This is a genomic window from Halarcobacter anaerophilus (assembly GCF_006459125.1).
Classification (GTDB): Bacteria; Campylobacterota; Campylobacteria; order Campylobacterales; family Arcobacteraceae; genus Halarcobacter; species Halarcobacter anaerophilus.
Map to the genome: position 1 here is coordinate 2941739 of NZ_CP041070.1, position 15029 is coordinate 2956767.

At 30.3% G+C, this 15029-nt stretch carries 20 protein-coding genes; 10 read left to right on the plus strand and 10 right to left on the minus strand.

Going from position 1 to position 15029, the window contains the following annotated elements:
• From pyrE to AANAER_RS14515, 3 genes are read left to right on the plus strand one after another with little or no spacing between them, the layout of a single operon-like run.
• The gene (gene pyrE / locus AANAER_RS14505) at positions 1 to 609 is read left to right on the plus strand and encodes an orotate phosphoribosyltransferase (RefSeq protein ID WP_129082857.1); all 609 of its coding nucleotides are present in this window, start codon (positions 1 to 3) and stop codon (positions 607 to 609) included.
• Positions 610 to 615: 6 nt separating this feature from the next.
• On the plus strand, positions 616 to 1095 hold the full coding sequence (locus AANAER_RS14510; RefSeq protein WP_129082856.1) for an RDD family protein: 480 nt from the start codon (positions 616 to 618) through the stop codon (positions 1093 to 1095).
• Positions 1095 to 2192, plus strand: a complete 1098-nt coding sequence (locus tag AANAER_RS14515) for an MFS transporter (protein ID WP_129082855.1) — start codon at positions 1095 to 1097, stop codon at positions 2190 to 2192. Before AANAER_RS14510 ends, AANAER_RS14515 begins: the two co-directional genes overlap by 1 nt.
• A gap of 9 nt (positions 2193 to 2201) precedes the next feature.
• Here AANAER_RS14515 and AANAER_RS14520 read toward each other — a convergent pair whose 3' ends face one another.
• From AANAER_RS14520 to AANAER_RS14540, 5 genes are all read right to left on the minus strand, one after another.
• Positions 2202 to 2936 carry a dienelactone hydrolase family protein gene (locus tag AANAER_RS14520; RefSeq protein WP_129082854.1) on the minus strand — a complete coding sequence of 245 codons (735 nt, stop codon included), beginning with the start codon at positions 2934 to 2936 and terminating at the stop codon, positions 2202 to 2204.
• An 81-nt stretch (positions 2937 to 3017) separates the two neighbouring features.
• Positions 3018 to 3755, minus strand: coding sequence for a YaaA family protein (locus AANAER_RS14525; protein WP_129082853.1), 738 nt, complete (start codon positions 3753 to 3755; stop codon positions 3018 to 3020).
• A gap of 1 nt (position 3756) precedes the next feature.
• Positions 3757 to 4410: a small multi-drug export protein gene (locus AANAER_RS14530; RefSeq protein ID WP_164969369.1), complete on the minus strand. Its 654-nt coding sequence runs from the start codon at positions 4408 to 4410 to the stop codon at positions 3757 to 3759.
• Entirely contained in the window at positions 4403 to 4816 is a 414-nt protein-coding gene (locus AANAER_RS14535; RefSeq protein ID WP_129082851.1) for a YchJ family protein, read from the minus strand. Before AANAER_RS14535 ends, AANAER_RS14530 begins: the two co-directional genes overlap by 8 nt.
• A 92-nt stretch (positions 4817 to 4908) precedes the next feature.
• Positions 4909 to 5154: a ComEA family DNA-binding protein gene (locus AANAER_RS14540; RefSeq protein ID WP_228135666.1), complete on the minus strand. Its 246-nt coding sequence runs from the start codon at positions 5152 to 5154 to the stop codon at positions 4909 to 4911.
• Between the two features lie 135 nt (positions 5155 to 5289).
• On the opposite strand from AANAER_RS14540, the gene AANAER_RS14545 reads away from it, so the two are divergent.
• Positions 5290 to 5685 carry a hypothetical protein gene (locus AANAER_RS14545; protein ID WP_129082850.1) on the plus strand — a complete coding sequence of 132 codons (396 nt, stop codon included), beginning with the start codon at positions 5290 to 5292 and terminating at the stop codon, positions 5683 to 5685.
• Here the strand turns inward: AANAER_RS14545 and AANAER_RS14550 are convergent.
• Together AANAER_RS14550 and ung are read right to left on the minus strand one after the other, a co-directional pair.
• A complete protein-coding gene (locus AANAER_RS14550) occupies positions 5682 to 6083 on the minus strand; it encodes a DUF695 domain-containing protein (protein WP_129082849.1) in 402 nt (133 codons plus the stop codon). The genes AANAER_RS14545 and AANAER_RS14550 overlap by 4 nt on opposite strands.
• Positions 6084 to 6091: 8 nt before the next feature.
• A complete protein-coding gene (gene ung, locus AANAER_RS14555) occupies positions 6092 to 6742 on the minus strand; it encodes a uracil-DNA glycosylase (RefSeq protein WP_129082848.1) in 651 nt (216 codons plus the stop codon).
• Positions 6743 to 6824: 82 nt separating this feature from the next.
• Between ung and AANAER_RS14560 the strand changes: the two genes are divergently transcribed.
• The 4 genes from AANAER_RS14560 to AANAER_RS14580 are packed head-to-tail and all read left to right on the plus strand — an operon-like array spanning position 6825 to position 9568.
• Positions 6825 to 7415, plus strand: a complete 591-nt coding sequence (locus tag AANAER_RS14560) for a LemA family protein (protein ID WP_052502778.1) — start codon at positions 6825 to 6827, stop codon at positions 7413 to 7415.
• Position 7416: 1 nt separating this feature from the next.
• Positions 7417 to 8307 (plus strand): TPM domain-containing protein, encoded by an 891-nt coding sequence (locus AANAER_RS15045; protein ID WP_044419321.1) that lies wholly within the window; start codon positions 7417 to 7419, stop codon positions 8305 to 8307.
• Positions 8307 to 8918 carry a TPM domain-containing protein gene (locus AANAER_RS14575; RefSeq protein WP_044419320.1) on the plus strand — a complete coding sequence of 204 codons (612 nt, stop codon included), beginning with the start codon at positions 8307 to 8309 and terminating at the stop codon, positions 8916 to 8918. The genes AANAER_RS15045 and AANAER_RS14575 overlap by 1 nt, the downstream gene beginning before the upstream one ends.
• On the plus strand, positions 8915 to 9568 hold the full coding sequence (locus tag AANAER_RS14580; RefSeq protein WP_052502777.1) for an HAD family hydrolase: 654 nt from the start codon (positions 8915 to 8917) through the stop codon (positions 9566 to 9568). The genes AANAER_RS14575 and AANAER_RS14580 overlap by 4 nt, the downstream gene beginning before the upstream one ends.
• Positions 9569 to 9582: 14 nt before the next feature.
• Here AANAER_RS14580 and AANAER_RS14585 read toward each other — a convergent pair whose 3' ends face one another.
• Together AANAER_RS14585 and AANAER_RS14590 are read right to left on the minus strand one after the other, a co-directional pair.
• Positions 9583 to 10392, minus strand: a complete 810-nt coding sequence (locus tag AANAER_RS14585) for a DUF4405 domain-containing protein (RefSeq protein ID WP_044419318.1) — start codon at positions 10390 to 10392, stop codon at positions 9583 to 9585.
• A gap of 96 nt (positions 10393 to 10488) precedes the next feature.
• A complete protein-coding gene (locus tag AANAER_RS14590; RefSeq protein WP_044419317.1) occupies positions 10489 to 10866 on the minus strand; it encodes a hypothetical protein in 378 nt (125 codons plus the stop codon).
• A gap of 211 nt (positions 10867 to 11077) precedes the next feature.
• Between AANAER_RS14590 and AANAER_RS14595 the strand changes: the two genes are divergently transcribed.
• Entirely contained in the window at positions 11078 to 11596 is a 519-nt protein-coding gene (locus AANAER_RS14595; protein WP_044419316.1) for a rhodanese-like domain-containing protein, read from the plus strand.
• Positions 11597 to 11632: 36 nt separating this feature from the next.
• On the opposite strand, the gene AANAER_RS14600 is transcribed toward AANAER_RS14595, so the two are convergent.
• On the minus strand, positions 11633 to 12679 hold the full coding sequence (locus tag AANAER_RS14600) for a CNNM domain-containing protein (protein WP_044419315.1): 1047 nt from the start codon (positions 12677 to 12679) through the stop codon (positions 11633 to 11635).
• A gap of 173 nt (positions 12680 to 12852) precedes the next feature.
• On the opposite strand from AANAER_RS14600, the gene AANAER_RS14605 reads away from it, so the two are divergent.
• The gene (locus AANAER_RS14605; protein WP_044419314.1) at positions 12853 to 15009 is read left to right on the plus strand and encodes a TonB-dependent receptor; all 2157 of its coding nucleotides are present in this window, start codon (positions 12853 to 12855) and stop codon (positions 15007 to 15009) included.
• The last annotated feature ends 20 nt before the right edge of the window (positions 15010 to 15029 follow it).

The following is a 15029-nucleotide window of genomic DNA, read 5'->3' on the forward strand; positions in this document are numbered from 1 at the left end:
ATGAATATAGAACAAATATACAAAGATGCAGATGCTTTATTAGAGGGGCATTTTAAATTAAGTTCAGGTAATCACTCTAGATTTTATTTACAATCGGCAAAAGTTTTGGAAGATCCGAAAACTGCAAAACTTTTGGCTGAAGAATTAGCAAAACAGATTAAAGCATCAGGATTAAAAGTTGATGCTGTATGTTCCCCTGCATTAGGTGGTCTTATTGCTGGTTTTGCTTTGGCAACAGCATTAGATGTAAGATTTATTTTTGCAGAAAGAGTTGAAGGAGAAATGACTATTAGAAGAGGTTTTGAAGTTCAAGAAAAAGAAAACTATATTATCTGTGAAGATATTATTACAACAGGCGGTTCTGCTCTTGAAGCTGCAAAACAAGTTGAAAAGGCAGGTGGGAATATTGTTGCTTATGCTGCACTGGCAAATAGAGGTTTTTGTAGTAGAGAGGGAAGCGACATTAAAGCAAAACCCAATTGTAAACTTCCATTTGATAAACCGCTTTTTGCATTAGAAGATTTTACTTTTGAAATGTATTCTCCCGAAGATTGTCCTATGTGCAAAGAAGGAAGTGTAGCTTATAAACCGGGAAGTAGAGGTAACTAAACCCTAATGAGCAGATGGAGAGAGATAAAACAAGGGCATCTTAAAGAAAAAAAAACTCTTAAGGAAGAGCTTGATAAAAACTCTTTAAAATCTGCTCCCATTGTTCCTAGAATCAAAGCTTTTATTGTAGATATGTTTATGATTATGATGCCCATAATGTATGTAACTACATATCTTATAATGGATGGGAAAGAAGATTTTCAAGGAAGCAGTGATGCAAGGTGGCTTACCGCTTTGGCATTTGGATTAATTATCATCTTTTTTTGGATTGTAAAAGCCCAAACCCCGGGATACAAAGCTTATAGTCTGAAACTTTTAGATAATAAAACAAAAAACAAAATCTCTTTATCAAAAGCAGTTTTTAGATATCTTATTTTTTTGATATCTGCAACAACAATAGTTCTGGCATTTATTCCATTTTTTAGAAAAGATAGAAAAACTTTACAAGATATTTTAAGCTCTAGCACCGTTATAGAAGAAAAATAATGCTTTTTTTCAAACTCTCGGCTTTCTATTTTTTCTATTTTGCCGCAGTTGGAGTATATGTAATTTTTTTACCCAAGGTTCTTCATGATATAGGGTATGATGCCGTCCAGATAGGTTTTATCTTTGCTCTTGCTCCTTTAATGAGATTTCTAACTCCTTTTCTTTTTTTAAAACATATTAAACTTAATCAAGAAGTATTTAAAAGTGCCCTGTTTTTATCGGTTGTTTGTTCTTTGTGTTTTTATCTTACTATAAACAACTTTTATGCTTTTATGATTAATAATGCAATTTTGGGAGCTTCTTTATCTCTTATTTTACCGTATTTGGAAGTTACTGCTATAAAAATATTAGGAAAAGGTAAATACGGGAAATCAAGACTCTTCGGTTCTATCGGGTTTACTCTTATTTCATTGATATTAGGACAATTTTTAACAAATCCTTATGTTGCACTACACTACTATTTAGCAGTAAATGTTTTAACGGTATTTTTTGCTCTACTGCTTTTAAAATATGATGATATAAAACATGATGACAGTGTATCTGATGAGCCTTTCTCTTTTTTTAAATATTGGCCTTTTTGGATTAGTATTTTCTTTATGCAGTTAAGTTTCGGAGGCTTTTACAACTTTTTCACCATTTATGAGACTCAACACGGAGTATCATTGGAAGTGACTTCATATATGTGGTCTTTTGGAGTTATCTGTGAGATTCTGCTTTTTTATTTTCAAGCTCCTTTGTTAAAGAAGAATCTTCTTATTATTATCAAATTTTCTTTGGCAATGACTATTCTTAGGTGGTTTTTGCTTTTTGCCTTCCCTGATAATGTCACTATTGCATTTTTAACCCAAAGTATTCACGCCTTTTCTTTTGGTTTATATCACAGTGCGACAATTATGTTTTTATATACTCTTTATTCAAATAAAAAACTAGCACAACAGTTTATGTATGGGGTTGCCTACGGTCTTGGAGGTTTTATGGGAGCTTTGATTGCAGGTTGGACTTACGGTGATTATCTCTTTTTATACAGTGCCCTGTTCTCTTTTTTCGCACTTATATTTTTATTTAATAAAAAATTACCTAATGAGGCAAAAGAGTAAAATTTAATTTTACTCTTTTAATGTATCTTCTAAGATTTCTGAAAACCTTCTCCATGAACTTTTATCTGCACTCTCATAATATTTTTTTGTACCAAATACAGTAAAAGCATGAGGAGCACCGCTGTAAGATGTCATTTCATGTTTTATTCCAGCTTTTTCAAGTTCTTGTGCCAAAGTTGCAAACTCTTGCATACTTACGACTTTGTCTGCACTTCCATGAAATACGACGATATCTCCTTTTGTTTTTGAATAGTCTTCACCTTTTGGAGTCTTAAGTCCCCCGTGAAAAGAAACAAACTTTTTAAGCTCAGCTCCTGCTCTTGCAAACTCTAAAATTGCAGCACCTCCGAAGCAGTAACCTATTCCTAAAGAGTTTTTCACGTTTAATCCTTGATCTTTTGCCTCATTTAAACCGGCAAAAAGCAAAGTTTTCATCTTCTCCCTGTCTTTATATAGCTGCGTTGTTAATCTTTTTTTATCTTCAAGTTTTTCAGGTCTAACGCCTTTTCCGTATAAATCTACGGCAAAAGTTGCATATCCCATTTTATTTAACATCTTTGCTCTTTTAACTTCATAATCGGTTAAACCGTCCCAATCATGCACTAAAAAAACAAGAGGGGCATTTTTTGAAGGAGAACTAATATAAGCTTCGTACTCTTTTGCATCAACCTTATAAGTTACAAAACCTTCTTTTGAAAACAAAACCGAAGAAAAAAAAACTAAAGAGAGTAAAATCTTTTTCATAAAGTCTCCTTTAAAGATAATATTTTAATAGATAAATATTATCTTTATAAGCTTAGAAATCTCTAATTCTAATAAACTAGTTTATTCAATTTCCATAATAAGAAGTTTTATATTTTTTTTCTCTTGAATTTCATTTAATCTAAGATTAGGAAGGGGCATAGCCATAAATTCGCTAAGATTTGATATTTTATTTTTTGCTATTTCTTGAAGAAGTTTTCCTCTGTAAAACTTTGCCCAGTGACTTACTACTTTTCCCTCTTTTATAAATTTAAACGTCAAAGTATTTGCTTTTTTGACTTTATAAAACTTTTCATAAAATCCTGCTCTTAAATCAATCACTTCATCTTCCACAAACTCATCCAAGCTTTTGGTAAAATTATCCATATAAAATTTTTCAACACTAATATCAGGCAATTTAGCACCTTGTTTATACTTATATTCAGGGATTTTATCTTTTGCAAGCAAAGGACCGAAAAGATTTGAAAAAAGAATTACATTCTCATCAATATATTTTTGTACATCTTTATTTAAACTGTTGTAATCAAGTGCATCAAAAGCAACACCGTTATATCTTTGTATAGCTTTCATCGTAGGTTTATTTATTAAACTCTCTTTATATTTTTCAACTTCATCAAGTTTTTTTAATCCAAACCATTTTGATAACTCTTCTAAAGTAGAACTTTTCACAAAATCTTCATAACGATTAAAAATTTCTTCTCTTTTTTCAAACAAATTATCAAAAGAGAAATTCTCTTTACAAAAAGCTTTTCCTTCTCCGCCACTGTTTTTTGTCTCAGCAGGAGCCAAAAGTATTTTCATATTAACCTCTTTTTCTATATCTAAAAATCAATGCAACAATTACTATTACAAAAACAAGTATCCAAATAAATCGAATATCAAACATTGCTAGGAAATCAACAATTTCTTGTAAAAACATACCCCAAATGGTAATAGAGATTATAGTTGCACAAAAAACAATAAATATAACAGTAAAATGTTTAATTCCAATTAAAAATCCGATTATTGAACCTACAACAGGTCCTGTCATCCAAAAAGGAATAAAAACAAAAATAAAGAGTCCAAAACGCCCGTATTTTACAAAAACCTTTTCATGTTTCTCTTTTCTTTTTGAAACTTTATTAAAAAAGTTTTCCAACTGTTTTATTTTTACTACTCCTTTATAACTAAAAACAAAAAGTGAATAAATAAGAGTAACTAAAATCATTTCAGCCAGAATATTAAATGAAATAACCGTAAAATGGGATAAGTTGGAAGCATATCCGAAAGACAGAGCAGGAACTCTACCTATAAAAACATTTGTGAAAATCATAGTTGCCACTTTACTTGAAAAATTAGAATCAAAAAAATAGTATATGATTAAAAATATCCCTGTTGCCAAGATAAGAAGTAAAGAGAGAAGAAAGATTAATCCCTCTTGAGTACTGAAAATTTTTTTTACAAATTCTTTATTCAATAATTTCACCGCTGTGGTAAAGCCAAAGATCATGAACTTTTACAAACTTACTTTTCTCTGTAAAAGAGACATCAATTGCTCCTTGAAAAAGTGAGGCTTTAAAAGTCACATAAGCTGTATCTTCTCCCTCTTCAAAATTTAAAATCTCTAAACCTTTAAATTCGGTATGACCTACAAAATCATGAATCGACTCTTTCCACTTTTGCTCATCGGAAGTATAATCTTTGTTATCTCTGTGTGTAGTTTTAATTATATAATCTGAATCATTGGCAGCATATGCACTATATCTTGATTTCATCAGTTCAAGAGCATTACCCGGATTTTCTCCGTAGTGAAAAACTCTACAACATTTTTTAAATTTTTTTTGGCTCCCACAGGGGCAAAATGAATTACCGGATATTTTCATAACAAGACCCTAATATAGTAGTTTTATTTTATTATAGCAAAAAATTTGCAGAAAATGATGTTTAGTTTTATTTTCTAAACATCATTTAAGTTTTATTTAGATTTTATCTGAGAATTTTTGATTTTTGAGATTAAGTTTTGACCGAAACCTTTTATAGGAAGGAGATCCTCCACACTGTTTATTTTATTGGATTTTCTATACTCAATAATTGCATCGGCTTTTTTTGCCCCTATTCCTTTGAGTTCCATAAGTTCCTCTTTGGATGCTTTGTTAAAATTAATTGCACCAAACATAAATGTCATAAACATCAACATCACACCAACATATTTTCTAATCATATCAACTCCTTTTAAAATAATGTTTTAAATTATACTAAAATAATCTTTAGATATATTTATACTATATAATTTTTTTGTTATTTAATTCTAATATCTTTTATTATAGAATTTATAAAATCTATCAAAAGGCAGAATATGCAAAATATAGCAGTCCTAGCTGAACTTGTTTCTAATATGTTTTCTATTTTGATTTTATTAGCAATTTTTTATAAATATTATTTATATAAAAAAAGACTTGATGTTATAAAAGGTTTAAATGATTTAAAAAATAAAAACCGTTTAACCCTAGAAGATAAAGAGTTTATCGATAAAAATTATAAAGAGTATAAACTCTATTTAGAAAAAGATGAAGAAAAAATAAAGTTAATATATCCTGTTTTTATTCTAATTGCCGGAATTCTTCTCTTCTTTTTTCCTTTTACGGATGCCTTGATTTATCTAAACGTAATTATTGTTGCATATATTTATCTTCAAATAAATAAAATACACAACAAAAATTTTGTCGGTTTTTTAAAAGAGTTAAAAGATTAAATAATTTGATTTAATCTTTTGCCTTTATCATCTTTAATAATTTCAAAATCACATTTATACAAATTATTTGATTTTAAAAAATCTATGGAGTCATATACCGTTTGTTCGGGATCTTTACAGTAAAGATAAAACTGCATTGTACCTTCACATATATCAACTGCCAAAAGAGCAACCTTATTCTCCTCTTCCAAACTCTCTAAATGGTTATTTTCAAAAGCTGTAAAAAAAGCTATACAAGCAGGATCCGGGAACATAATATCATCAGCAACATGATATTCACATTTTATTAATACCAAATGAGGAAATTCCTTTATGGTTTGAGGAAGATCTATATCGTCTCTAACTCTTAAAATCTGATTTAAATTTCCCGTGTTTTCTAAATACCACTTCTCTTCCATCTTTTCTCCTACCAGTTAATGGGTTCTTTACCTATATTTTTTAATATCTCATTTGCTTTTATAAAATGATTACACCCGAAAAATCCTCTGTATGCAGATAAAGGACTTGGGTGGGGAGCAGTTAAAATATAGTGTTTTGATTTGTCAATTAATTTACTTTTTGCAATAGCGGGACTTCCCCACAAAAGGAAAATTATTCCTTCACAATTCTCGGAAATATATTTGATTATATTGTCCGTAAAGATTTCCCAACCTAAATTGTGATGTGATTTTGCTTTTCCCTCTTCTACCGTTAAAATGGCATTTATCAAAAGAACTCCTTGTTTTGCCCAAGGTGTTAAATCCCCGTCCACACAAAGTGAAGGTTTTTTAAACTCTTCATAAATCTCTTTTAAAATATTCTGCATTGAGGGAGGATTTTTTATCTCTTTTGGAGTAGAAAAAGCCAAACCTTGTGCTTGTCCTCTTCCGTGGTAAGGGTCTTGTCCCAAAATAACAACTTTTAAATTCTCTAACGATGTTTTTGAAAAAGCATTGTAAATTTTATTTTTAGGAGGGAATACGGTCGTTGTTTCGTATCTTCTGTCAATTTCACTTTTTAAATTTTTATAATACTCTTTGCTTTTCTCAATATTGATTACATTTTCCCAAGAACTCATTATACTCCTTAAAAACAGTATTCATTATTTATTAATTAAAATTTCAATACTATACCATAAATCAAAAAAACAAAGGTTTAAGATGAGAGCATTTCTTATAGGTATCGGTATAATTATTTTAGCTTTTTTAGCTCTTGTAACGGCAAATATAAACAATGTCCCAAAACTTGATGAAAATGTAAAAGCCTCTTGGTCACAAGTCCAAAACCAATATAAAAGAAGAGCAGATTTAATCCCTAATTTAGTATCTACTGTTAAAGGTTATGCAGAACATGAAAAATCGACTTTGGAAGAGGTCACCAAAGCAAGAGCAAGTGTGGGTAAAATAAATTTAACTCCCCAAATGTTGACAAACAAAACACTGTTTCAGCAGTTTCAAAAAGCACAAGATGCTTTGAGTTCAGCACTTTCAAGATTGATGGTAGTAGTAGAAAAATATCCTGATTTAAAAGCAAATAAAAACTTTTTGGCTTTACAATCACAATTAGAAGGAACTGAAAACAGAATCTCTGTTGCAAGAAGAGATTATATCCAAGCAGTAAAACTTTACAATACTGAGTTAAGAACTTATCCGGGAAGAATAATTGCCGCAATTTTCTACCCCGAAGCCAAAGTAAAAGAGAGTTTTACGGCAACACCTAAAGAGCAAGAGGCTCCAAAAGTTCAATTCTAAAATGAAAAAGTTCCTGTATATATTTTTAAGCCTTTTTCTTTTTCAAAATATTCTATTTGCACAGCCAAGCTTTCCTGAACTAACAGGAAGAGTGGTTGACAAAGCGGAACTATTTTCCCAAAATCAAAAAAATGAACTAAACTCTTTATTAGAAAATCATGAAAAACAGACTTCAAATCAAATTGTTATCGTAACTTTGAACTCTTTAAAGGGTTATGATATAGCAGATTACGGTTATCAGTTAGGAAGATATTGGAAAATCGGGCAAGAGAAAAAGAACAACGGCGTATTATTAATCGTCTCAAAGAAAGAGAGAAAAATACGAATAGAAGTTGGTTATGGTTTAGAAGGGGCTTTAACCGATAAAATTTCCCATGAGATTATTGAATATATAATCAAACCCAAATTTAGACAAGCAGACTATTATCAAGGTATTTATCAAGGAGCAAAGGCTGTTATTGATACCATAAAAGGGGAATACAAACCTGAAAATTATAATATTCCCAAAGAAGAGACCATGAACTGGTTTTTCTTATATTTTGTAATAATATTTTTATCCCCTGTTTTAGCCTCATTCGGAAAAGCTTTTAAAAGTAATACTCTCTTTAAAATTTTTCATTCAAGTATGTTAGGGGGATTTGCAGGGGCTTTTGCAATAGCTTTTTTTAATAGTTTTATTCTTTCTGCATTGGCATTTTTTATTATATCAATTATAATTTTCTTTACTACAAAAAAAGTCTCTTATGATTCATATACAAGTTCACACTCAACACATACAGGTGGTTTCGGTGGTTTTTCAGGAAGAAGTTCAGGCGGTTTTTCAGGTGGATTCGGAGGCTTCAGCGGCGGTGGCGGAAGTTTTGGCGGAGGTGGAGCCAGTGGAGGTTGGTAATGTATTTAAATAAAGAACAAAAAGAGATAATCTCAAAAGAGATTGAAGAGTTTGAAAAAAGAAGTTCGGCAGAGTTAGTTGCCGTAATTACACAAATATCATCCTCTTATAGGTTTGAAATTTTAGTATTATCTTTACTTTTAAGCGCTGTGGTATCGATTATTTCTTTATATTTTAGTATAGATGCGGTTAAACTTTTTGAAATAGAGGTTTTATCTTTTCTCTTTTTTTATCTTCTGATAAATAGATTTAAAAAAATTGTTTTACTCTTTTTGCCCAAAGCATACAAATATGAAAAAGCCTCTTTTAATGCAAAACAAGAGTTTTCCAATCTTGGATTAAGACAGACCGAAAATAGACAAGCTATTATGTTTTTTGTTTCAATTGATGAAAAATATGTAGAAATAATCACAGATAAAGAGATAAAAGAAAAAATAGATAATAGTTTCTGGCAAAATATCGTTAAAGAGTTTATAAAAGATGTAAAAAACAAAAAATTTACTCAAGGATATCTAAAAGCAATTAGAGCTTGCAGTGAAGTTTTAATAAAAAACTTCCCTATACAAAAAGATGATAAAAATGAATTAAGCAATGAGGTAATAGAGTTATGATAAATGAAAAAGCAGTTATATTTGATATGGATGGAACTTTACTTAATTCACTAAAAGATATAGCTATTTGTTCAAATATAGTTTTGGATGAATTTAATCTTCCAGTACACCAACTAGAAGATTATAAAAATTTTGTGGGTGGAGGGATTCAGGTTTTAATAGAAAATTGCACTCCTAAAGATATTTCAGAAGAACTCTTTTTTAAAATTCTTGAAAGATTTAAAGAGGTTTATGAAATGGGTGTACAAAATGAAACTAAACCCTATGAAGGTATATACGACCTTCTCAAACAGTTACATGAAAAAGAGATAAAAATGGGGATTTTATCAAATAAAATCCATGAATTTACCGTTAAATATTATGAAAAATTTTTCCATGATATAAATATGCAGGAAGTTCACGGTCAAAAAAAGAATATTCCTAAAAAACCCGATCCCACAGCAGCGAAACTAATTGCAAAAAATTTTGACATTTCTTGCGACAATATTCTGTTTGTAGGAGACAGCGATGTGGATATTAAAACCGCAAAAAATGCAGGAATGATCGCAGTTGGCGTTTCATGGGGATTTAGAGGAACAAAAGAACTTATAGAAAATGGTGCCGATTATATTGTAAAAACACCTCAAGATATACTAAAGCTTTTGGAGTAAGTTTTACCTTACTCCTATTTTTTATAACCTAATTTTATCATTACATCCATCGGACTTAAATCATATTTTTCAGTTACACTCCTAAACTTTTCATCTGCTTTTGCTTCTATTCCCAAACTTTTCAGCTGATTTATAAATTGCTCCGTAGAGATTTTCAAAGTGTTTGCAACTTCTTGAACCGTTTTTCTTCCAAGTCCTGTTAATTCAATGGTTGCACTTCCCTCTTTTTGAAAATTTTTCTTTAAAAGTTGATATATAAATTGAGGACTGACTCCATTTGAGTCTGCAATTTGAGTCAAACTTTGAGATGTTTTGTATTTTAGATTATTCTGTTTTAAAATCTCTTCACTTTTTTGCAAGTCATAACCTAATCTTCTTGAAAACATTTTAAGAGAAGAGAGTTCTGCATGGGAATAAGGAGCAGTTCCGTACTCTTTCTCCCATGAATTTTTAACTCCGTCTCCAAGATTTAAAAAATTTGAAAAGGGAGAAAGGTTAAAAAGAGTTCCAAGAAGAAAAACCAAAGTCAATACAAGTGCTACAATCATATCTTTTGTAAAAAAGACAAACTCTCTTGCTTTGTTTTTCATATAACTTGTTATTGGTTTGAAATTATAAAAAATATGAAAAAGAGTCATAAAAATAAAAAGAGCCATAAATGTACTGTGAATATTTGCATATTCATCTTTTGTTAAGCCGAAAATCTCCCAATTTGACCAATGCGCAATCCTTCCGGGAGGAGCAATAAATAAAACTATTCCCGTATATGTCATCACTAACATTACGAAAAACATCGTTAAAGAAGTAATTTTCTTAAAATTCATAACACAGCCTTTATTAGAATATATTTCCCTAATTCTAGCCTTTTTTCATATAAAAGAAGAAATCATAAAAAGAAGTAAAAATAAAAAAGTGAACTATTAAACCTCTAATTCAAAAAATTCTTCATTGATTTTTTGATATTCTGCTACAGAACAAGTTATTTTAACGGCATTATCATAATCTTTAAAATATTCCAAAAAGAGCTTTTTCAACTCATTTACATTTGCCGTTCTAAAAATAAAATAGCCTAAAATACTTTTGTTTCTTGAACCTGATTTTTCTATACCGAAACTGTCAAACTTCCACTCTACACCTCTTGAGTAGAAGAAAACCTCCTCTATTCTATGTAAAAGTTCATCTCTAACACTATTGTTATACTCTTTTAAATGAACATAAAAAGCAACATTTACATTGTATTTTTCTTGAACAAGTTTTTTTTCAAATTTTGATTTTGGTTCTTCTATTATACTATTCATTGAAATTCCTATAAAAGTTTGATTTCGTAATTATATAAAATCTCTTTGAAGTAGAGATAAAAATGCTCTTTGAATCTAAAAAAAATTTGATATATATCTCTTATTATATAACTTAAACTTATATTTTATATAGTCAAATTATAAGATATTCTTAAGTTTCTACTAATAAGCTTTGATTATAATAAATTCGACAATTTATGAAGGAGACTATATGAAGATTAAGGCTATTGGCTTAGGAATTTTATTAGCAGCAGCAACTTCACTTTTGGCTAGTGATTTTGTTGATTATCATGCTTTGACTAAAAACCTAAAAGCAGAAAATAAAAAAGCGGGAAATTACGCAACTACAAAAGAGGTGAAAGATGCTCTTAAATCAAAAGATTGGATTGTTGCAGATGTTAGAACAATGGAAGAGTGGTCAGGGGCACATATAAAAGGAAGTGTAAGAGTCGGAAGACAAGCACCTGAAAAAGCCCTTGCATTATATGCTTTAGACGATGATGAGAATTTTGTAAAACAAAATCTAATCGTAATTTGTAACTCTGCTGCAAGAGCTTCAATTGAAGCACAAACTTTTAGACAAATGGGATTTAAAAAAGTAAAAGTTTATGATTTATACTCATGGATTGACGAGTGTAATCCTGTTGTTACAAAATATACCGTTAAAAAAGATAAAGAAGGAACCGGGCTTAAATTCGGTAACTTTTACGCAGAACATTGTAAAAAATAGTTCTTTCGTATAAAAAGGAAAAGAAGGGTTTCCTTTTTATACTTTTAATTTTTGGGCACGATGTTTTAACATTTTTGCTCTGGCAACTTCTCTCATATTTACATTTGAATCCAACTCATCAACTATTTCAATTCCAAGAAGTGTTTCAACGGCATCTTCCAAAGTTACAACACCTTCAGTTTGCCCGTAATTGTCTGAAACAATAAAAAGATGTTCTTTTTTTGCCAAAAACATATCAATAAGTTTTGAGACAGGAACATTTTCATTTACACTGCTAACGGGTTTTATAATCTTCTCTTTATGCTCCAATTTGTTTTCAATCATTTCATGAAAAAGCTCTTTAGAGATAACTATTCCTCTTATATCATCAATATTATCTCCATAAACGGGAACTCTTGAATACTCTTTAAACTTTTCCATTTTTAAAAGATTTTCTCCTTTGAAACTTTGAAGAAGGTCATCTTTTTTCACACAAAACATTACACTTCTAGGTGTTAAAATATCTTTTACTCTTATACTATGAAGTTTTAACAGATTTTCTATAATCGAACTCTCGGTTTCTCTTAAAATCCCTTTCTCTTCAGCTATATTTGCAGTTGCTATTATCTCCTCTTTTGTAATGCTCTCTTTTTCCTGGGGAGCTATCAAAATAGTAATTTTATTCATAACTACCAATAAAGGATAAGTAATTACCGTTAAAAATTTAATAACTCTTGTGGAAAAACCTGCAAGTTTTTTCCAATAAAAAGCTCCTAATGTTTTTGGAATTATTTCTGAAAATACTAAAATCAAAATAGTAAGAAGAGCGGAGATATAAAACATATACTCTTCTCCAAAAAGTTTTGCAGCTTCGGCACCGACTCCTGCCGCACCTAAGGTATGGGCAAAAGTATTTAAAGTCAAAATTGCTGCTATTGAAAAATCTATATTATTCTTCTGAGATTCCATCAAAAGTCCCAGCCTTTTATTATTCTCCTTTACAATCTCTATGTGAGAAGCAGTAATAGATAAAAGTACGGCTTCAAGAATTGAACATAAAAAAGAGATCCCCACTGCAATAAAAAAATACAATAACATTAACATCTTCTATCCTGTAAAAATATTTAGCTATATTATAATAGTTAATTTTCAAATATACTTAAAATTTTTCAGCTTTGTTCTAAAAATACATAAGTTGCCACTTTTTTTATTTCCGTCTTAAATGATTATTATTACTATTAGAGACAAAATTAAACACTCACCTATAAGGAAACATTATGAATAAGTATATTTGTACTATTTTACTATCTAATAGTTTACTTCTTTGTTCAGAACTAGCACCCGTTACTATTACAGGAACTGCCATAGATTCTTTGACTATGCAAGATATAGACCCTTTAAAAGAAAAAAACGAAATAAGCAGCAAAGGTATAGAACTATTTGGAGATAAATCAAAAAGTTCGGTTTATAAAACTTTGGACATAGACCCTTCACTTGTTATTGAATCTCAAGATGCCTATGGTTTGGCTCCGACAAAAGCAAGAAGCAGGGGTGTAGACAGCAACTTTATGGCAATGACTTTAGAGGGAGTGCCTAACTACTCTATTAGACCAATAGGACCTAGACAAAATATTTATGACCTTGAAAATCTTGAAACTATAGAATACTATACGGGAGCTCTTACTCCAAATACGGGAAACAGTGTAGGAAGTAAAGCGGGACTTATAAATCTAATTTTTAAAAGACCTACAAATATACCTCAAGGAACAATATCCCTAACTACGGGAGAAGATGATTTTTACAAAGCCTTCGTAAGAGCCGACAGCGGTTTAATAAACAAATATTATAAGTTTTTTATCTCAATGAGTAGAGCAGATGCTCAAAAATGGAAAGGAAAAGGGGATTTAGGACCAAAGAAAAACTTTGTTTTGGGAGTAACTTCTTCAAACGAGAATTTCCCTTTTGAAATTTTTTATACTCATAATGAACAAAAAAGACACGATTTTAAAGGGCTCACTTATGAGCAAACAAAAGATTTGGATAAATACTACAATGAAGATTATCAAAGTAGCGATCCAAATTCAAAAGACTATTATGACTATTGGAAAGATGACTCAGAATACAATGATCTGCAATTTTCTCTAAGAAAAGGCTGTTTTAGTGCCGATTGTCTACTAAAACTCTACGGTTCTAAATATGAAGAGACAAGTGAAGAAGGTGACGGGATAGGAGAAGTAGATGCAAAAAGAGTAGGAATACTATTTTCAACAAACTATAAAATAGATAAACTAAATATCGAAAACGGTATCTGGATGGAGAGAGGCTGGCTTGAAAAACATGTAGAAAAAGTCAGTACGACAAAACAAAGAGATCATTTAGGTTGGAAATGGCTTAATGAAAATCACGGTCCTTCAGAAATGGTATCACCTTATCTTATGGCAAAAACTAATTTCGGGGATTTAAAAGTCGAAGCAGGTTTAAAATATTTTTACTATAAAGAGGCTGCAAATGACACATATTTAGGCAATAATAGTTATTCGAACTATGATGATGCCGTTTCAAACGGAACAATAGCTCCCGGAGGAGAAATAGGAGAGAATAGGTACAGAGCATGGTTGCCTACGTTAGGATTAAAATATAAAATCAATGATACCTTAGAAGCTTTTGCAAAATGGGGAAAAGGTTATCAAAGACCTTACAGATACTCTTTTGCGGCACAATATGCGGCAAATAAAAACGGATTAAGAGATAAACTTTTAGCACAAGGAAAATCTTTAAAATCTGTTGTTGAGTCTTGGGAAATGGAGACATCTAATATGTTTGATATAGGTATTAGAAAATATTTTGATAATGCAGAAGTAACTACAAGCTTTTTTTACAATATCCATGATAATCTTTTAAGTTCGGCATATGATCCCCAACTAGGAGTGGATTATCTACAAAATATAGGAAAAGCAGTTATCTACGGTATGCAAATTCAAAGTAATATTGAACCCACAGAAAACTTATCTCTTTTTATAAATCCGGCAATTACATACAGCGAAGTAAAAGAGGATATTAATTATTCAGATACAAAATATAGTTTAAAAGGCAACGAAGTTCCTGAAACACCTAGATTTACTCTAAAAATGGGTGCGGCATATCAACTAAACAAACATATCTTTTCAGTAAAAGGAAGATATATAGGTGAAAGATATGCAGATATAGAAAATGAAGAGAAAATAGACGATTATACTACTGTTGATTTAACATATGGATATAATTTCAAAAATGTACTGTTTGCAAAAGAGTTATCGTTTCAACTCTCATTTTTAAATATTTTTGATGAAAAATATATCTCTAGTATAGGAAGTGTCGATATTCTTGAAGATACTACAAGTTATTATGTAGGAGCCCCAAGAAGTATCACTTTTAATATAAAAGGAGTTTTTTAAAAATAGATTTTTTTAAATCT